This is a genomic window from Chloroflexota bacterium (assembly GCA_016875875.1).
Lineage (GTDB): Bacteria > Chloroflexota > Dehalococcoidia > GIF9 > UBA5629 > 9FT-COMBO-48-23.
In genome coordinates this window covers 1-19,443 of sequence record VGOP01000010.1, presented here as the reverse complement: position 1 = coordinate 19,443, position 19,443 = coordinate 1, and the positions used below count along the sequence as shown (strand labels likewise).

The window sequence follows — 19,443 nt, the reverse complement described above, 5'->3', positions numbered from 1 at the left end:
AATATGATGCTTTAAATGAATATACATGCTTTGATTCCCCTAATTGCTGCGATTGCCTATATCCCGCTATTTATTGCCCTTGTTAATAATCGCCCGTGGCACAGGCAGCAAAGGCTTTTTGCCGCCTATCTTTGCGCTGCTGTGTTCTGGAGTCTTACCGACATTTTTTGTCGTAGCGATTTCTTTATGGCTTATAAATTCCTCTTGGTTCAGGTTGTTATCTTTGCATTCCTGTTGACTTGTGTGCAATCTCACTACTTTGTAGCTTCTTTCTACCGGACTGTGGCTTTCAAGTTCCCTGTTGCCTACGGTATACCGGCATTGGGCATTGTCCTGATGGCGCTCGGTTATATGCCACATAGTGTCATTGTTAATGGTGGCGTTACCCCTGTATATGGTAGTTGGATTTACCTTTTAGGGTTTTTCCTATTCACTTTGGCCTTTATGGACGTATATTTCCTGGTACGAAAACTCAGGATTTTGGCTGACCCTGAGAAGCGCAATCAACTTGTTTATTTAATTCTCGGCATTTCACTTCTGAGTGCATTCATTGGTGTTAGTGTCACTCGCTTTGGCAGGGAGTTTCCCATTGCTCATGTCGGTAACCTCACTAATGCCTTTGTTTTGAGCTATGTCATTGTACGACATCGGCTGCTGGACATGCGCTTCGTTATGCGCCGGGGGATTGTTTATAGTCTTATGGCTGGCATATTTATGGCGGTGTATTTGCTATGGCTTGTCTTGATTCATGTAGTTCTGCACGTCGACTACAGCCTTGCCTCTTTTCTTGCCGTGGGATTGCTTACGGCTGTTGCAGCAGCTGCCTTTTGGGCACGGGCACGTGTTTACCTTTACCGAAGAGTCGATCAAATATTCTATGGCGAGAGGTATGGTTATCGTGAGGACCTAGTTGAGTTTCTTCGGCGTAAAGCTCCCGTTGTTTCAAACTTAGATGAGTTTGGCATGGAGCTGCTTGTACCTATCACCAAAGCTGTGGGTTGTTCTCGGGCATATTTGCTGTTTCCTGAAGTTGGCACCAATGACATTGTTGTCCAATTTGCTCAGCCTGCGAAAGAAGATGACTTGTCATTGAGGGTAAGACAGGATAGTCCTGTTGTGGAGTGGCTGAAGCGAGAAAATCGATATCTGAGCAGGGAAAATCTGGATATTCTTCCCGAATTTCGTGGCATGTGGGCTGAAGAAAATGATGGGCTAAAAGCTCTGGATATGGAATTACTGTTTCCTCTGCTAAGCCGCGGTAACTTGGTTGCCGTATTGGCGTTAGGCAGAAGAGAATCTGGCAAGTACTCGCTTGAGGATGTCAATCTGATTGAGACTGTCACCGCCCAGGTGGCAACAAGCTTGGAGAAGGAGTATCTCCAGGAGGAGCTCAGAAAGCGGGAGCAAGAACTAGCTCTGGTTAACCGGCTGGCCACAGTCATTACTTCCAGTTTAAACATACGAGAGGTGTACGATGCCTTTATAGTTGAGTTGAGGGAGGTGGTTGACATCGACTGGGCGACGATTGTCCTGATAGAAGGTGACGAAATGTGCTTCGAGGTTTTATCCACGGGGGTGGGGTCAGACTGGGAAGCGGGAGATAAGGTACCGCTTAAAGGCACGGGGACTGAGTGGGTAGCCAAACGCAAAAAGGCTTTGGTTGAGCCTGACCTGGCGAAAAACAGGAGGTTCTGGACCGGCGAACATCACTTAAAGCAGGGGATTCGGTCGATTGTTTATCTGCCACTGGTGGTGAAAGGTGAGGTGATAGGCAGTCTAATCATCGCTAGTCGTCAGCCGAAAGCTTACACTCCCGGTCAGGTTCGTCTTCTGGAGCGCTTGGCTTCTCAGATTGCCGTACCGGTTGAGAATAGCCGTCTTTATGCTGAAGCTGAGCAGAGGGCTAGGATTGATCAACTTACAGATTTGTTTAATCGCCGTCACTTTGATGTATGCATGAAGCAGGAGATAGACCGCCATTCTCGCTACAGGAGTATGCTGTCTTTGATTCTTCTCGACCTTGATTTCTTCAAAGCTTACAATGACGCGCAGGGGCATGTGGCTGGTGATAAAATTCTGGAACTAATGGGTAAGTTGATTAACAGGGCGGTAAGGAATACTGACCTAGCTTTTCGCTATGGAGGTGATGAGTTTGCTATCATCTTGCCGCAATCGGCGACCAATGATGCCCTTGTGGTGGCTGAGAGAGTTCGGGGAAGGATTGCAGCTGAGATGAGCAAAAAGGATATCAGGATAAGTGCCAGCCTGGGTCTAGCTTCCTGGCCAAGCGATGGAGTGACAGCGGACGAGGTTATCAATGCTGCTGATAGGGCGCTCTATTACGCTAAGGAGACGGGAGGCAATCGGACTTGTGTTGCCTCTAAGATGCTGCCTTCTTTGACTGAGACGGCTAATGCAAGAGTTGCAACCGAAAAAGAGGTTTTGAGCATCATCTATAACTTAGCAGCAACTATTGAAACTGTAGACCCGTATACTTATGGTCATTCACGGAAGGTGACTGGTTATGCTGTAGCTTTGGCTGAGGCTGTTGGTTTGCCTTCGGAGAAGGTGGCTGTAATCAGCACTGCGGCTATGCTTCATGATATCGGCAAAGTAGGCATTCCAGACGAAGTGCTTAATAAGGCTGGTAAGCTTGAGGTCGAATCATGGGAATTGATTCGATCGCATTCCAAATTGTCGGCAACTATAGTTGGCCATGTGGTCAGTTTGATTTCTTGTCTTCCGGCTATTCTCTATCATCATGAACGGTGGGATGGTGCTGGCTACCCGGATGGGCTAAAGGGTGAGGCTATCCCTATTGAGGCACGAATTCTCTCTGTAGCTGATGCCTTTGATGCCATGACGTCATCTCGGCCATATCGTGGTAAGCTGTCCTATAAGAAAGTACTGCAAGAGCTCAAGCGTTGTTCTGGCACTCAGTTTGACCCGAAGCTAGTTGAAGCATTTTTGCCTATTGCTCTGTCTACGGCTCCGGAGGAGGTGGTGGTAGGTGAAGGAGAAGGCAGTTCAAAAGCAGATTCATAAGATTTGGTTATCTTCATCCGTGCCCGCTACTGCGGAGAAATCCTACATAATTTCGAATTTCCAAGATGAATGTTTAAGATTACTATTTTTTAACCAGGGCACATATGTTTCGAGAGAAGAACTTGAGTGGAAAACGGTATGATTTCTCCGGGAGCATGGTGACGATTTCGAAGCCAGCACGAGTTAATAAACTGCGGAGTTCTGGATAGGAGAAGAGGTAGTAATAGCGGTAAAGGATTTTGCCCCTCGATTTCCAGGGCATAGTGACCTCCTTGCTTCTTAGCCAGAAGTTTGGTTGCCATCTGTTCCACACGGTTATGAAGGCTTCACCTCCGGGTTTCAAGACGCGCCTTAGTTCTTGGAAAGCCTTTTGTCTTTGCTTATCTCCCTGGATGTGGTGGTAGGTGGCTAACGCTATTGCCCAGTCAAATGTATTATCGATGTATGGCAAAGAAGTGGCATCAGCTACTGTCAATTCGACCTTGAGGTGGAATTTCGTGGCATATTTCTGTGCCAGTTCGGCCATTTTTGCAGAAAAATCTACTCCCCAAAGCTCAAAGTTGTCCTTGAAAGGGAGAAAGTCCGGTCCATGGGCACAACCGACATTTAAGAGCCTGCCTTTGTGCCATCTGTTTACCATCCTCTCGAGCTCTTTGGTGAAGCGAGACCAATGCCTGAGCCGGTACCAGCTTTCAGCTATCTCATCGAATACCTCCCTATTTGTTGACACAGCTACGAATTTGATAAACTTTGTCATGGCATACCCTGTAGTTGCGAGGCTTTGGCCTCGCGCTACATGCTTAAGGAAAGCATAGAATGAAAAAAATTTCAAGGACTATATCTGGGGTGACTCCAGTGGCTGTCATGGGCAAGCCAACAGGCTGTCCTGGCGAATGCATTTATTGCCCTACTTTTCCTGATGCACCTAAAAGCTATACCCCGGAATCGCCGGCAGTGCTCAGGGCCAAGATGTGTAATTATGAGCCTAGAAGACAGGTTGAGGAGAGATTGAGGATTCTTCTGGATATGGGGCATCCGGCTGACAAGGTGGAACTCATCGTTATGGGAGGCACCTTTCTGGCTTATCCTAAAGATTATCAGTACCGATTTGTAAAGGATTGTTATGATGGCTTAAATGGCAACGAGTCCCCCAGTTTGGAGGCAGCCAAGCAGAGGAATGAGATTGCTGAGCATAGATGTGTGGGGCTTTGCATTGAAACCAGGCCTGATTGGTGCCGGGAGGAGGAAATTAAGAGGATGCTGGAGTTTGGCACCACCCGGGTGGAGCTAGGGGTGCAGACACTGGGCGATGACATCTATCGGTTAGTGAAACGTGGACATAATGTAGCCGAGGTAGTGAGGGCTACCAAGTTACTGAAAGACCACGGTTTTAAAGTTTATTATCACTGGATGCCCGGATTGCCCGGTTCGAGCCCAGAGCGCGATTTGGAATTATCTCGGGAACTTTTTGATGATGATAACTTCAGGCCTGATGGACTAAAGCTTTATCCGACGCTGGTTATTGCTGGCACCGAGCTTGAGGCATGGTACAGAGATGACCGTTATCAGCCTTATCCGATGGATGAGATGGTAGGCTTGATGATAAGCATTAAGACCAAGGTCCCTGGCTATGTCAGGATTCCTCGGGTGATGCGTGATATTCCTAGCAAATTCATCGTTGCCGGCTGCAAAGATTTAGCATTGAGGAGCGCGCTGAAGAAACGGATGGGAGAGATTGGCATTCGGTGTAACTGCATCCGTTGCCGTGAATACGGGCATCGCATGAGGGATGGCTGGAAAATACGAGAGCCGAATCTGATAAGGCGTGATTATGAGGCATCTGGAGGAAAGGAGGTGTTTCTTTCCTTTGAAGATGAGGAGGAGACCGTATTTGGTCTGCTTCGGATGCGGGTAGGTTCCTCGGCAGTTGGCAACGGAGATTTAGCTATGGTCAGGGAGTTGCATGTCTTCGGTTCAGAGGTTCCTCTGGGGGAGAAGTGGAGTGGGACAGCTCAACATAGAGGGCTTGGCGGTGATTTGCTCAAGGAAGCTGAACGAATTGCCCGAGACGAATTTAGAGCTAGGAAGATGGCCGTTATCAGTGGTGTTGGTGCCAGGGAATATTTCCGCTCTGAATATGGCTATGAACTGGATGGTGACTATATGGTTAAGGAGCTAGTTGAGTAGCCTTGACCATGCGAAAAGAAATCCCAAATACTAAACCCTAAATCTCAAACAATATCAAAATACAAATTTTCTAAATTGGGAACATCTGTGTTTTGAACATTGGTGTTTGTGGTTTTGAATTTGTTTAGAGTTTAGAGATTTGGGATTAGGATTTCTGCCGTCTTTGGGGTCAATTCAAATCCTATCTGTGTAGAGGTGGCAGGCCACGAAATGACCTTCGGATAGTTCGGCAAACTCGGGTTCCTCTTGACTGCAGATCGGTAATACCCGATGGCATCTAGGGTGGAAGTGACAGCCGGTTGGTGGGTTTAGTGGTGAGGGGACATCGCCACGCAACAGTATTCTATCTTTGTCTTTTGGCTTAAAGCTGGGGACGGCTGATAAAAGTGCTTCAGTATAAGGATGGAGAGGGTTGTCGAAAGTTTCTTTTTTGCTGGCTAGCTCAACGATTTTTCCTAAATACATTATGGCCACTCTGCGCGCCATATGCTTTATCACTGACAGGTCGTGGGCGATAAACAAATAAGCCAGCCCAAACTTTTCTTGAATGTCCATCATCAAATTTAGAATTTGAGCCTGTATAGATACATCCAGGGCGCTCACTGGTTCATCAGCAATGATAAGCTTTGGGTTCATGGCTAAGGCACGAGCTATACCGATACGTTGTTTTTGACCGCCGCTGAACTCATGTGGATATAGATTCACTTGTCTGGCTTCCAAACCAACCTGCTCCATTAACTCGGCTACCTTTTCTATTCGCTTCTTTTCGTTGCCAATTTTGTGTATAACCAGTGGCTCAGAGATGGAATCACCCACAGTCATTCTTGGGTCGAGTGAGGCATCGGGGTCTTGGAATATTATTTGTATTTCTCTCCTTAGTTCCCTAAGCCCCCTTTTGTCTAGTTCAGTAACATCCTTTCCTTTGTACAGGATTTCTCCGCTGGTTGGCTCCTCAAGCCTGGGGATTGTTTTGCCCAGGGTCGATTTGCCGCATCCTGATTCTCCAACCAAGCCGAGGACCTCTCTTTCTTCAATGTCGAAAGTTACCCCGTCTACAGCTTTGATATCTCCTATATGCCGGGAGAATAGGCCGGCGGTTATCGGATAATACTTTTTTAGCTTACTTACCCGTAGTAGCTTGTGATTTATCTTGTGTTTCATGTGTATAAGTGGCAGCTTACCTTGTGCTCTTTAGAAATGATAATTTCTGATGGCTCTTGTTGGTTGCAGATTCTCATTGCCTTAGGGCATCTGGGGTGGAAAGCACAACCTTGAGGCATTTCCAGGGGGTTGGGTGTTATTCCAGGAATCGATGCCAGTCTATCTGCGGATTTGGAGGTATCAGGCAGGCATTCGATTAGGCCGGAAGTATAGGGATGCTTTGGGCTACCGATTATTTCAGAGACCGGTGCTGTCTCGACGTCTTTACCACCGTACATGACCACGGCTCGGTCTCCTATTTCGGCCACCACTGCTAAGTCGTGAGTTATAAAAATTACCGACATTTGTCTCCTGGTCTTCAGTTCACGAAATATGTCCAGTATCTGAGCCTTGATGGTAACATCTACTGCGGTGGTTGGTTCGTCAGCGATTAGAACTTGTGGGTCGCAGGACAGGCTCATGGCTATGAGTACCCTCTGTTTCATGCCACCTGATAGCTGATGCGGATAGTAACTCATCACTCTATCTGCTGAAGGTATGCCCATTTCGTTGAGCAAGGTCATAGCCCTGTCTCTAGCCCTGCTGTAATCCAATGGCAGGTGGAGTTTTATTTGCTCGATTATCTGGTCACCTATGGTTAGTACTGGGTTCAAGGCGGATTGTGCTTCCTGGAAGACTATAGCGATATCTTTGCCCCTAATTTGTCTTAGTTGCTTTGAAGAACATTTGGTTAGGTCCAAGCTATCGTAGTTTATTTGACCGCCAACTATTTTTCCTGGCGGGCTATCAAATAAGCGCAAAATGGATAGTGCGGTTACTGTCTTGCCGCAACCGGATTCGCCAACGAGGCAGAGGCATTCACCGCGCCTGAGCTCGAAGTCAACACCATCTACCGCCTTGACTACGCCACGGCTGGTGAGGAAGTATGTCTTTAGATTGCCAACCTTGAGTATCACATTGTCCATTGTAGTGTCTATATGTTGCTCTTGGGATCGAAGGCGTCCCTCAGTCCATCGCCCAAAAAGTTAAAAGCAAGAACTGTTAGGAAGAGCATGATTCCTGGCTCCACAGCTACCCACCAGGCAGTGTTAAGGCTATATTGTCCGGCCTCTAAGATTATCCCCCAGCTGGGCACTGTGGGATCGCCCAAACCGATAAAGCTCAAAGCGGCTTCAGCTAAGATTACTCCCGGGATAGATAAAGTGGCTATGACTATAATCAGGCTGATGACATTGGGTATGAGATGGCGGAAGATGACCCTGTTATCACTGGCGCCTAAGGCTTTAGCGGCAACGACAAACTCTCGTGTCCTTAACGAGAGAGATTCGCTTCGAATCAGCCTGGCAGTACCTGTCCAGCCAGTCAGTCCTATTGCTAATACTATGAAAGCCAGCCTTGGTCCAAAAATAAAGATTATGAGCACCAGCAGTAGGAAGAAGGGGAAGGTCATCATAATGTCAGTGAATCTCATCAGAGCGTTGTCTGTCCAGCCACCCAGGTAGGCTGACAGGACGCCTATAATCGTTCCCAGTATTATGGCTATGAGAGTAGCGATTAAACCAACTAGCAGTGATACCCTGGCTCCAGAGACTATCATCGCCAGCATATCGCGGCCTTTGCTATCCGTGCCCAGCGGATGTTTCCAGGTTCCGGGAATTTCTTTAGTAGTGAATTCATCAGTCTCTATGTTGTAAACGAACTGTTCGATTGTAAAACCCACGGGCGGTATGTTTTTTTCCTCGAAATTGGCTGCTGTTGGGTCCAGAGTAAAGAAGGGGCCGATTATTGCCAATAAAACCAGGAAGATTATGAAGGTTAGACCAAACACGGCTAGCTTGTTTCTTTGTGTCCTTTGCCAGTAGTAATTAAGCAGCCGTGTGTTGCGCCACGAGTCTTGGCTAACCCTTCTAATGATATCTTGCAGCTTTTCAATCATATCTTATCCTTGGGTCAAGATAAGTGTATGTGATATCAGTCATTAAGTTGACCAGAAGCACTATAAATGTCCCGATAAGGGTTACAGCTACTACCACGGGATAATCATTGGCAAAGATGGCATTAAAGGATATTTGTCCCAGTCCAGGGATACCGAAGATGATCTCGGTAAGATAGGCTCCACCGAAGACGATGCTGCCTAAATCAAACATTATAATAGTGACGAGGGGCAGCATAGCGTTCCTGAAGACGTGTTTGCCGATAACAGTTCGCTCAGGCAGCCCCTTGGCTCGCGCGGTGGTGACAAATGCTTTCCTCAAGTTATCTAGCATAGCCGACCTAGTATATCTGACATAGCCGGCTAGCATTCCTGTGCCCAGGGTTATAACGGGTAGGACCAGCGCTTTTAGATTGTCAAGGGAGAAAAGTGGCAAAGTGGTGTCGTAGTAAGTCTTGAACAATCCGAGTTTCACTGAGAAGGCTAAAATCAGCATGATGCCGAGCCAGAAGTTTGGTATCGATATTCCAATAAAGGAAAGAAAGGTAAAAGCATAATCTGTCTTGGTGTATTGTTTAACCGCCGAGTAAATGCCGATTAAGATGCCAAGGAAAGCAGCGAATAGGCTGCTCAATAGTATGAGCTGAAAAGAGTAAATCCAGTGGGACTTGATTAGCTCGGTTACCGGCATCGAGGTACTGAAAGACCATCCCCAGTTCCCTTGGAACAGGTTGCCCATATAGTCTACATATTGCTCGTAGATAGGCTTGTCCAGGCCATACCGCGCCTCGATGGCAGCTCTTATCTGTGCTATATCCTGTCCTCGGGCAGCGAGATTTGCCAGATACTTATCAGCAGGCGAACTGGGGCCGACTCTTACCAGGATGAAAGTGATGGTCAGTATGCCCCAGGCGATGATGACCGTGTAGATGAGCCTCTTGATTATGTAATCCCTGAGCCAGCTTTTTCCCATGAAGGATGTTTACCTCATCATCATAAAACTGAGCCAAGAGGGCTAGACTCTTCAGTCGCTCTGCTCCAGATTCTTCGTCTAGCTCAGGATGGCAGGAAATGGAGCTTCATTCAAAATACCACAAGTGGTAGTTGTAGCCTATACTGGGGCCAGGGTCTATCCCCCCGACGTTCTTCTGAAAGCCTAGGTTGGATCTGTGATAAAGGAGGAAGTCCACAGGCAGGTCATCAGACAACAGAAGTGATAGTTTGGCGTAGATTTGTTTACGGAACTCTTTGTCTAGCGCCTCTTTTGTTTTAATCTGTTTGAATAAATTGTCTACTTCGGGGTTAGCATAGCCCATAAAATTAAGGCCTCCATCGGTGGCGTAGAAGACACGGCTTCCGGATGGTGCCAGCACATCACTGCCAAAGCCCAACAGCATTATGTCCCAGGCCTCCTGGCTAACTGCTTCAGGACCATTGTTGTCTCGGGGTTCCTGGTCACTCCCTGGTACTTTGTTCTCCATGAATTGTCTCAATAGCATAGACCATGGTACCAGCTTTATCTGCGTCTCTATACCTAAGGTAAGGAGATCCCGCCTTACTTGGAAGGCTATGTCTTCGGCCACTTTGCTACCTTGGTTAGTTGCCAGGATAAGCTGAAGAAGGTCACCGTCCTTTTTGGTGACCTTTATGGTGCCATCTTCTTTTTTCATTCCGTAGCCTTCCTGGTAGAAAATCTCAGTGGCTTTTCTCTTGTCATAAAGCTCTCCTATTCCATATTTGACCGTGTTTTCCTTGTCATACCATGGGGATATTGACGGGATAAAGCTGAAGGCAGGCTCGGCGAAGCCGAGGAGTATAGATTGCGTGATGGTCTCTTTGTTTATTGACATGGCTATGGCTTGCCTGATGGACTTCTTCTTCAACCCTTCCCAGCCGTTAGCTCTCTGATTAAAGGCTAACAGGGTGCAACCTCCGCTTGGTATGGTGTACACTTTGATATTACCCATATTTCTGAATCTGTTGGCTTGTTCTGGCTCGATTCCAGTGTAGGTTATGTCACCGGCTTCTAGGGCTGCTTGCCTAGTGGCTGGAGTGCCGAAGAGTTTTACGATGTATTGGTCAAAATAGGGAGCTCCGATATCCTTCCCCAGGTAATATTCAGGATTCTTTTCCACTACATATCTGTCATTTCTGTTCCATTCTTTAAAGCGGTAAGGTCCCAAGTTTCCCGTATAGGTGAGGTTGTTGAACTCCGGTGCTTCGGTAAAGGACTTGACATCGCCCTCGTATTTGGTGGCGATATACTTGGGGTAGGGGAACAGGTCGTAGATGATATAGACGAACTCCGGGTCAACGGTTTGGCGGGTTATTTTGAATGTGGTGGCATTGACTACCTCAGGTGTGACAAATACTTTCTCTCCATTTATCTCCTCTTGCCAGTCTCCTTTGTACGGATAGTTCAGCCAGTCGGAGAACATCAGGTTTTTCAGTGTGTAGACATAGTCTTCGGCGGTGGCCGGCGAGCCATCGCTCCACTTGAGGTCGTCCCTGATGGTTATGGTGTAAACCAGGCCGTCTGGTGATACCTCTACATCTTTAGCTAAGCAGCGCAGTTGGATGTTGAATTTGTTGTCGTATGTGGCTAGCGAGTCCACTGTATGCTCGTAATAGCTTGCGGAAGTGGCATCGCTGATCAGAATCCGGTTTAAACTCTCGGCATCACCGCCCGAAACTCCCTGTATGAAGGTACCTCCTTTTTTAACTTCGACCTTGGCACAACCTGCGGTCAAAGTAAGCAGGGCCATTAATAGAGTTATAAAAATTCCTGATTTCTTCATCTGTCACCCTTTCTAGATTTTGTTGACTTATTTCGGTTGTCGTCTGCTCTTCGCTTCGTTTGCTGTTTTATTGCCTTGCTTGACTTGAAACGATTCAGATTAAGAAAACCTTTGCTTGACATAAAATTAAATACTCCTAAATGAAACTCCCCTTTATTTGAAGGATTATATTGTCAATGCTGTCTGGGGCTTCTGAGGTAATACGCTTGATAGCTTCATCGACCTTCTGATATTTATACGTATCGTAGAGGTCATCCAGTTTCTCATAATGGCCGGCTCTTCTTCCCAGTCTGAAATTGAGCCTTTCCTGGGGCGGCAATGCTAGATATCTGTTTATTGTTGCTAGGCAGGCTGTTTTTGCCTCTGGAAATTTACCTTCTACTTCGGGTAGAAGATTCAATATATGGTCGCTCTTAAGCTGGCTGGTGACTTCGAGCTTTTCGATGAACTTGCCGATTTCCTCAACCACCTCGTCTTCTGTTTGGAGTTCAAAATCGCCGGCTTCTACTTTTGACCACAAGGGCACACCCGGGCGGATGTGGAGACTACGCAGCCTGATATAATCGGGGTCTATTTCATTTATAACCGTGGCTGTCCCGATAACGTGGTCTGATGACATTTTCCTGCCACCAAGTCCGGGCATCACATATTCACATAATGAAATACCAGCTTCTTTTACCTTCTTGCCGCCTACGATATGTTCCTCAGCCGTAACTCCTTTTTCCACATAACTGAGCACAGGGTTAGAGCCGCTTTCCATCCCGATGTGTAATCGGGAAAGCCCGGCATCTTTGAGTTCTTTCAATTCCTCTAACGACTTCTTGGCGGCAGTTTTTGAACGGGCATATGAGGTTATCCTGTTAAGCTCAGGGAAAGCTTGTTTCAAAAAGGAAACTACCTTGACTAAGTCAGGAGTCCTCATTATCAGGGTATTGGCATCTTGGAGAAAGGCAGATTTGCCACCTGCCCACAGCCAGAGAGCCACGTTGCAGATGGTGGCATTATGTTGGTATCCGTTGTAGATTGTTGCAGCCACATCCATGAGTCGATTGCCATAACCCATTCTCCAAGCGAGTTCTTTTATCTCGTCGGCGATGGCTTTGGCTGTTTCTATATCCTTGATTATATCTTCAGCCGGTCTGAGTTCGAATTTTTGTCCTTTATAAACTGGACAGAATTGGCATCGATTCCATGGGCAGTTTCTGGTTGCCCTTATCAGTAATGAATAGGCTTCACTAGGTGGTCTTATTGGCCCTAACTCAAAGGAACAGTCGGCTAATTTATTTGTGCTGGTGCGATAGTCCAAGTTCATGATATTTGCTTGTGTTTAATTTTAAACTTTATCGGGCGAAATTTCCAATAATAGACTTCGGATTTATGAAGATGCTAATATGTGGGGAAAGTGGCGAAGCGGAAGCATCTACCCCTCTTTCATGACAGTTAATCCAGATGATTAATCTTGACGAAGTCAAGATAGTTTCTTTTGATGTTGAAGGTACGCTGGTAACGCCAGACTTTAGCTATGCTGTCTGGTTTGAAGCCATTCCTGAACGCTATGCTGAGAGGAATGGTATTGATTTCGAGTTGGCCAGGAAAACCGTTGAGGAGGAATACCGGAAGGTGGGTGACCAGAGATTGGAATGGTACGATGTTCGATATTGGTTTGAAAAGCTTGGCTTGGGCACGCCTGACTTAGTTATGGAGAGGTGTGAGAGCAAAGTGCGCTACTATCCAGAGGTCAAAGAAGTGTTGGCATCATTAAGTGCAAGATATAAACTCGTTGCAGCTTCTGGGTCAACGCGAGATTTTCTGCATCATCTTCTTCAGGACATTGAGCCTTACTTCACCAAGATTTTTTCCTCGCTAACAGATTACAGGCAGCTGAAGACATCCGAATTCTACTTGAAAATGTGTCAGGTGATGGAAGTTAAGCCTAGCCAGGTAGTTCATGTTGGCGATAACTGGCAATTTGATTTTGTCGCCCCAAGGGAAATAGGTATCCAGGCATTCTACCTTGATAGGAGACGACAAACCGACCACCAAAACTCTATAGCTAGCCTGCTACAGTTGAATGCCCATTTGGCAGATTGATTGAACAAAAAACCTCTCTGCTGGCAAATTTCTGTTGGCGGCATAGAACACGATTTGACGAGACCTTAGATATCACAATATTTCTACTTTAACCTGAGGGAGAAGCCTTTCTACGTCCTCTCGGCGGCAGAGTTCGGTGCCCGGAGTCAGTGTGGCTGCTGTTCCGGAGGCTACTGCCCAACGAGAGGCTTCCTCAATCCCATGCCCCTGACTTAGTTTTAGCACCAGCCCAGCTATAGTTGAGTCACCGGCACCTACAGTGCTGCGAATCTCTACCTGGGGTGGTGTTACTTTTAGGATCTTTTCCCCGTTGGCGACTATAAGCCCATCCTTGCTTCGGGAGATAGTTGCAATTTCGATGCCTTGGTTGACCAGAGTCTTCACCGCCTCAACAATTGCTGCTTCGTCTCTCAGATGTGTTTCTAGCAGATCTTCGGCTTCGTGCACATTTGGTTTAATGACATTTGGTTTAGCCTTTATTCCTTCTTGTAACCATTTATTATCCGAATCGAGCACTGTTTTTATACCGCTATTTTTAGCCTTTTCTATTAGTTGCCGGTAGATGTCAGCAGGTATTCCGGGGGGAACACTGCCGGCGAAGACAAGAAAATCAGGTTTTGGCTTGATGTGTGTTACTTTTTGTATTAATTTTTCCAGTTCGTATCTTGGGATATGTGGTCCCGGAGCGTCGATTCTGGTTTGGCGGCGAGTTTTTAAATCCGTGATGATGAAGTTGCTCCTTATTTCTCCCTCAATTGGAGTGAAGTCAAAGGGGACCCCTTGTTGTTGAAGAAGATGCTTTAATGTTTCGCCGTCAATGCCGCCTATGAAGCCGTAAGCGATTGTCTCGCCTCCGAGTTCGTGGACGACCCGGGAGACGTTGATTCCTTTGCCACCGGGGTCTCGGCGCAAGCTAGTCCAACGATTGGCTTCATCTATCACCAATTCCTCAACGGTAACCGTTTTGTCCAGGCTCGGATTCAAAGTCAACGTGGCAATCATTTAACTCTTTCCACTTTCAGTAGATTGGTGCTGCCGGAAATGCCTATAGGTACACCTCCGGTGATAACAACTAAGTCACCATCATTAGCTAATCCAGTTCTTTTAGCTACCCTAGCTCCTCGGGAGAATAAGCCGGCTATTTTTGAAGGCTCGGGAATTTGAAAGGCGCGTACTCCCCAGGATAGTGACAACTGTCTCTGCGTTGTTTGGCTGGGGGTAATAGCTATAATTGGTACCTTGGGGCGATACTTAGCGACACGCCGTGCAGTGCTTCCTGATGAAGTGAAGGCAATGATAGCTGCAGCTCCCAGTTGATGAGCAGTATGACAGGCAGCGTAGCTGATGGCATCGTCTGTTTCAGGTTGGAGGTCTTTGCCTTTGTTGGCCAGAATTTCTTCGTAGGGTAAGGTAGCCTCTGCCTCCAGAGCGATCTGTGTCATCATAGATACAGCTTCTACCGGATAGCTACCAACAGCGGTTTCTTCTGATAGCATGATGGCATCAGCACCGTTAAAGATAGCATTGGCTACATCACTAACCTCAGCACGGGTGGGACGTGGTGAATTAACCATCGACTCCAGCATTTGAGTAGCTACAACAACTGGCTTTCCCAAGTGGTTGCACTTCTGGATGATTTCCTTTTGAACTATAGGCACCCTTTGTATGGGGATCTCGATACCAAGGTCGCCACGGGCGACCATGGCGCCATCAGCTGCCTCTAATATTTTATCGAGGTTATCCAGAGCTTCGCGCCTCTCAATTTTTGCAATAAGCACTGGGGCCTTTTTTCTTTTCCGGAGGAATTTTCTCACCTTGAGAACATCGTTAGCTTCTCTAATGAAAGATAAGGCTACAACGTCTACATCATGTCTCAAGCCAAAGATGAGATGATTCCAGTCCTCTTCGGTGATTGTGGGGGCGTCCCAAGTTACGCCCGGTATATTGATACCTTTATCCTCACCAAGAATGCCTCCAACTACTACTTGGCAGCTGACCTCTGTATTACTAAGAGCTGTTACTCTAAGCTCTATAGCACCATCATCGAGGAATATCATGTCGCCGGGCTTGACGATGCTTGGCAGGTAGGGCAAGCCCACGGATGCTCTGTGTTCGTCTCCTAGAATTTCTCTCGTAGTGAGGATGAAATCGGCGTTTTCTTTAAGTTCAATAGCACTTTTTTTCAGCTTGCCAGTTCTATTTTTCGGTCCGGGCAGGTCTTGCATTATGGCTAGTGGTACCCCAGCCTTTTTAGCCGCTTGGCGAAGAGTTTTTATGTATTTGGTGTGCTCCTTAGGAGTACCGTGGGAAAAGTTGATTCTAGCTACATCCATGCCAGCTTGGAGTAGTTCTTTTATCACTAAAGTTGAGCTGGTACTTGGCCCTATCGTGCAGATTATTTTTGTTCTACGGTATGATGTACGTGCGATATCGAGAGACATTCCACTTAACTCAATAATTCAAATACCAATTTTCTTGGATGGTGACCAATTCATGACCCTTGATGCCAAGTTTGTGATACCAGGGAACTGCATATTTTTTGGCTATCTCGGCTAGTTCCTTTAGTCTGCCAGCCACAATTGTTGATAAGAATTTTATTCGTTCCTTTTTGTCTGCGAAATGTATGGCTTCTTGCCAGATAGCCCGGCCGCCAAGGAATCCTGAAGCACCTGCCTGGCAAGCAATTTCCACTTCCTTTCGGAATGTTTCGTAGTCTACGCCAGCGCTTAGGATAACCCAGGGCACCTGTGAAGCCTTGTCCAATTGTTGACAGAAATCGATGAGTCTCGCTCTGTCAGTTTCATATTTCAGGTCGGCAGGAAACTCCGCTTTAAGTACGTCAATTGGCAAAGACGTAATCTGGCGGGCGGTCTCAATTACCAAGCTCGGTTTCCGGGCAGCAAATTGGGATGTCCCGGTATCCTCACCCTTTGTGAGGTAGGTTTTTGGTTCAACGAGGAGGGGAATGTCGTACTTCTGGCATTCTTCTGCCACCACCTGTATTGTATTCAATTGCCTATTGGCAACACCAGTTAGATCGGGTCGGTAGTAGACCAGGATTTTGACCGCTGAGGCACCCATGCGTCTGATTTTTTCTACATTCCAGCCATTGAGTAAGGTGGTTATTCGTCCTTGCGGGTCACTTTCGTAGCCAGTAGCTTCGATGCTAACCAGTAATCCAGTGTGCCCGGGGAGGACTCCTCCGGAGATGCACTGGGCGGCACCATAATTGGGGTCTAGCAGGACAGCGCTTGTATAGGGGGCTAAAGCAGCACATAGTTCTAGCTTGTGTTCAACGATTTCTTGATAATCAACTTCGTCATCAAGTTGCTCTTTTTCAATCATAGCCTTGAGGGAGCCTCTATGGTCCATGGCGCAGATTATGAAGATCCCTTCAGGCGTTGAAATCTGCTGCAAGCCCCTGATTTTGCCAGTACTTAGTCTAGTCATTCTGTCCCATTCCCATATGTGACTTTCTGGTAATTAAGAATATAGCCTTTTGCTATATATATCAAGTTCAGACGTATGGTGACGTTCATGAACGGGTCATATGGAGCGAGATGCTGCTTGAACGTAAGATGAGAAATTATTGATGCTGGCCAGTCTTGCGTAGATTCGATAAATAAGGCATAATTATATCCGAATCAGGTTCGAAGGGGAGGAAGACATGGAAAAGAAAGAATCTAGGCCTTTACCCCATGAGTTGGAGAGGATGCCTCCGAAAGAGAGACAGGGGTATTTGGAGGAGAGGATGAGGGAAATAATCGCTTATGCCTATGAGCGGGCACCGGCTGTGAAAGAGCGTTTCGACAAAGCTGGAGTGAAGCCTAAGGACATTCGTAGTGTTAAGGATTTGGAAAAGATTCCGATGTTAAGAAAGGATGACCTGATCGCCCTTCAGAAGGAGAATCCTCCCTTTGGTGGCTATCTTGCTGTGCCCATTGACAGTCTGGAGAGGATATATCAATCGCCAGGCCCTATCTACGACCCGCAACGCAAGAGAGGTTTTGGCCCAGGTGGGTTGGGGTCAGACATTGGCAAGGGGCAGATAGTAATGAATACGTGGTCGTATCACATAACGCCTGCTGGCTTGGGGGTTGACCAGTTACTTAGGAGTCTGGGGTTTACCGTTGTTCCCTCAGGTACAGGAAACACTGAGCTGCAAGTGCAGATTATGCATGACCTTAAAGTACATGGTTTCGTTGGCACTCCCAGTTTTCTGAAGATTATTATAGATAAGGCTGAGGAGATGGGCTATGATTTCAAGAAGGACTTCAACTTAAAGTTTGCTATGGTGGGTGGGGAAATGGGTGGTGATCCACTACGGAAGATGTTTCAGGAGAAATACGGCATCATGTGTATGGGTGGAGATTCTTATGCTACGGCTGATATTGGTACTGTAGCTACAGGTTGTGATAAGCAGTGCGGTATGCACATTACTGCTGATGCCATAGTTGAGATAGTGGATCCAGTGACGGGGGAGCAGCTTGGTCCTGGTGAGGAGGGTGAGGTGGTAGTCACGCCGTTTGACGAAGTTTATCCCTTGATTCGGTTTGGCACTGGTGACTTATCTATGTTTGATGATGAGCCCTGTGCTTGTGGGAGAACAACCCCCAGGTTACCGAAGATTATGGGGAGGTCTGGTGCGGCTGTCAGGGTGAGGGGGATGTTTGTCCATCCCAAGCAGACGGATGAAGCGATTTCTAAATTTCCTGAGGTTCGACGGTATCAGCTGGTGGTCACTCGTCCTCAGCATAGGGATGAGATGATTCTTATGGTTGAGCTTGCCGATGCATATACGAAGCGTGTCGGTGCGACAAAGGCAGAGATGAGCTTGGTGGTGAGCTCAGCTATTGATAAGGAGAAGTTGAAGGGTGCTCTGGATAAGAGTTTCAGGGATGTATGTAAGGTAAGGTTTGACCACATGGAGTTTGTTGCCAAGGGTGCCATTCCTGATGATGCCAAACGGATTGTTGATAAGAGAGCATATTAGCTATAATACAGGCTGCGTTAATTCAGCAGCTTTAGCGGTTGCATAGCGCTAATCGCTCAGGTACTAACTTGCTAGCTCAGTTCAGTATCTGAGCGTTCAAATTATTTTGTAATGAAAGGAAGACATGGAAAAGAAAGAATCTAGGCCTTTACCCCATGAGTTGGAGAGGATGCCTCCGAAAGAGAGACAGGGGTATTTGGAGGAGAGGATGAGGGAAATAATCGCTTATGCCTATGAGCGGGCACCGGCTGTGAAAGAGCGTTTCGACAAAGCTGGAGTGAAGCCTAAGGACATTCGTAGTGTTAAGGATTTGGAAAAGATTCCGATGTTAAGAAAGGATGACCTGATCGCCCTTCAGAAGGAGAATCCTCCCTTTGGTGGCTATCTTGCTGTGCCCATTGACAGTCTGGAGAGGATATATCAATCGCCAGGCCCTATCTACGACCCGCAACGCAAGAGAGGTTTTGGCCCAGGTGGGTTGGGGTCAGACATTGGCAAGGGGCAGATAGTAATGAATACGTGGTCGTATCACATAACGCCTGCTGGCTTGGGGGTTGACCAGTTACTTAGGAGTCTGGGGTTTACCGTTGTTCCCTCAGGTACAGGAAACACTGAGCTGCAAGTGCAGATTATGCATGACCTTAAAGTACATGGTTTCGTTGGCACTCCCAGTTTTCTGAAGATTATTATAGATAAGGCTGAGGAGATGGGCTATGATTTCAAGAAGGACTTCAACTTAAAGTTTGCTATGGTGGGTGGGGAAATGGGTGGTGATCCACTACGGAAGATGTTTCAGGAGAAATACGGCATCATGTGTATGGGTGGAGATTCTTATGCTACGGCTGATATTGGTACTGTAGCTACAGGTTGTGATAAGCAGTGCGGTATGCACATTACTGCTGATGCCATAGTTGAGATAGTGGATCCAGTGACGGGGGAGCAGCTTGGTCCTGGTGAGGAGGGTGAGGTGGTAGTCACGCCGTTTGACGAAGTTTATCCCTTGATTCGGTTTGGCACTGGTGACTTATCTATGTTTGATGATGAGCCCTGTGCTTGTGGGAGAACAACCCCCAGGTTACCGAAGATTATGGGGAGGTCTGGTGCGGCTGTCAGGGTGAGGGGGATGTTTGTCCATCCCAAGCAGACGGATGAAGCGATTTCTAAATTTCCTGAGGTTCGACGGTATCAGCTGGTGGTCACTCGTCCTCAGCATAGGGATGAGATGATTCTTATGG

General features: G+C 47.0%; 15 protein-coding genes. 5 read left to right on the top strand and 10 right to left on the bottom strand.

The genetic code is table 11. The annotated features are described in order from the left end of the window. Positions 1–15 precede the first annotated feature (15 nt). Positions 16–3,045 (top strand): diguanylate cyclase, encoded by a 3,030-nt coding sequence (locus FJ023_07980; GenBank protein MBM4447268.1) that lies wholly within the window; start codon positions 16–18, stop codon positions 3,043–3,045. An 82-nt stretch (positions 3,046–3,127) separates the two neighbouring features. Here the strand turns inward: FJ023_07980 and FJ023_07975 are convergent, their stop codons facing one another. Further along, positions 3,128–3,802: a class I SAM-dependent methyltransferase gene (locus tag FJ023_07975; protein ID MBM4447267.1), complete on the bottom strand. Its 675-nt coding sequence runs from the start codon at positions 3,800–3,802 to the stop codon at positions 3,128–3,130. 59 nt (positions 3,803–3,861) lie between these two features. Between FJ023_07975 and FJ023_07970 the strand changes: the two genes are divergently transcribed. Beyond that, the gene (locus FJ023_07970; GenBank protein MBM4447266.1) at positions 3,862–5,232 is read left to right on the top strand and encodes a tRNA uridine(34) 5-carboxymethylaminomethyl modification radical SAM/GNAT enzyme Elp3; all 1,371 of its coding nucleotides are present in this window, start codon (positions 3,862–3,864) and stop codon (positions 5,230–5,232) included. 174 nt (positions 5,233–5,406) lie between these two features. On the opposite strand, the gene FJ023_07965 is transcribed toward FJ023_07970, so the two are convergent. The 6 genes from FJ023_07965 to FJ023_07940 all read right to left on the bottom strand — a co-directional run bounded on the left by FJ023_07965 (position 5,407) and on the right by FJ023_07940 (position 12,436). Beyond that, positions 5,407–6,393, bottom strand: coding sequence for a dipeptide ABC transporter ATP-binding protein (locus FJ023_07965; GenBank protein MBM4447265.1), 987 nt, complete (start codon positions 6,391–6,393; stop codon positions 5,407–5,409). Beyond that, positions 6,390–7,358 (bottom strand): ABC transporter ATP-binding protein, encoded by a 969-nt coding sequence (locus FJ023_07960; protein ID MBM4447264.1) that lies wholly within the window; start codon positions 7,356–7,358, stop codon positions 6,390–6,392. The genes FJ023_07965 and FJ023_07960 overlap by 4 nt, the downstream gene beginning before the upstream one ends. A gap of 8 nt (positions 7,359–7,366) precedes the next feature. Then, a complete protein-coding gene (locus FJ023_07955; GenBank protein MBM4447263.1) occupies positions 7,367–8,329 on the bottom strand; it encodes an ABC transporter permease in 963 nt (320 codons plus the stop codon). Beyond that, on the bottom strand, positions 8,322–9,299 hold the full coding sequence (locus FJ023_07950) for an ABC transporter permease (protein ID MBM4447262.1): 978 nt from the start codon (positions 9,297–9,299) through the stop codon (positions 8,322–8,324). The genes FJ023_07955 and FJ023_07950 overlap by 8 nt, the downstream gene beginning before the upstream one ends. A gap of 106 nt (positions 9,300–9,405) precedes the next feature. Next, entirely contained in the window at positions 9,406–11,124 is a 1,719-nt protein-coding gene (locus tag FJ023_07945; protein MBM4447261.1) for an ABC transporter substrate-binding protein, read from the bottom strand. A 136-nt stretch (positions 11,125–11,260) separates the two neighbouring features. Then, positions 11,261–12,436 (bottom strand): radical SAM protein, encoded by a 1,176-nt coding sequence (locus tag FJ023_07940; GenBank protein ID MBM4447260.1) that lies wholly within the window; start codon positions 12,434–12,436, stop codon positions 11,261–11,263. Positions 12,437–12,573: 137 nt separating this feature from the next. On the opposite strand from FJ023_07940, the gene FJ023_07935 reads away from it, so the two are divergent. Beyond that, the gene (locus FJ023_07935) at positions 12,574–13,215 is read left to right on the top strand and encodes an HAD family hydrolase (protein MBM4447259.1); all 642 of its coding nucleotides are present in this window, start codon (positions 12,574–12,576) and stop codon (positions 13,213–13,215) included. A 72-nt stretch (positions 13,216–13,287) separates the two neighbouring features. Here the strand turns inward: FJ023_07935 and pfkB are convergent, their stop codons facing one another. The 3 genes from pfkB to FJ023_07920 are packed head-to-tail and all read right to left on the bottom strand — an operon-like array spanning position 13,288 to position 16,665. Continuing rightward, a complete protein-coding gene (pfkB, locus tag FJ023_07930; GenBank protein MBM4447258.1) occupies positions 13,288–14,217 on the bottom strand; it encodes a 1-phosphofructokinase in 930 nt (309 codons plus the stop codon). Beyond that, complete coding sequence (gene pyk, locus FJ023_07925; GenBank protein ID MBM4447257.1) at positions 14,214–15,656, bottom strand: pyruvate kinase; 1,443 nt, start codon at positions 15,654–15,656, stop codon at positions 14,214–14,216. Before pyk ends, pfkB begins: the two co-directional genes overlap by 4 nt. A gap of 10 nt (positions 15,657–15,666) precedes the next feature. Next, the gene (locus FJ023_07920; GenBank protein MBM4447256.1) at positions 15,667–16,665 is read right to left on the bottom strand and encodes a tagatose 1,6-diphosphate aldolase; all 999 of its coding nucleotides are present in this window, start codon (positions 16,663–16,665) and stop codon (positions 15,667–15,669) included. A gap of 217 nt (positions 16,666–16,882) precedes the next feature. Here FJ023_07920 and FJ023_07915 point away from each other — a divergent pair, with 217 nt between their 5' ends. Both FJ023_07915 and FJ023_07910 read left to right on the top strand, forming a co-directional pair. Then, entirely contained in the window at positions 16,883–18,208 is a 1,326-nt protein-coding gene (locus FJ023_07915; protein MBM4447255.1) for a phenylacetate--CoA ligase, read from the top strand. 124 nt (positions 18,209–18,332) lie between these two features. Continuing rightward, a partial coding sequence (locus tag FJ023_07910; GenBank protein ID MBM4447254.1) for a phenylacetate--CoA ligase occupies positions 18,333–19,443 on the top strand: 1,111 nt, incomplete at its 3' end.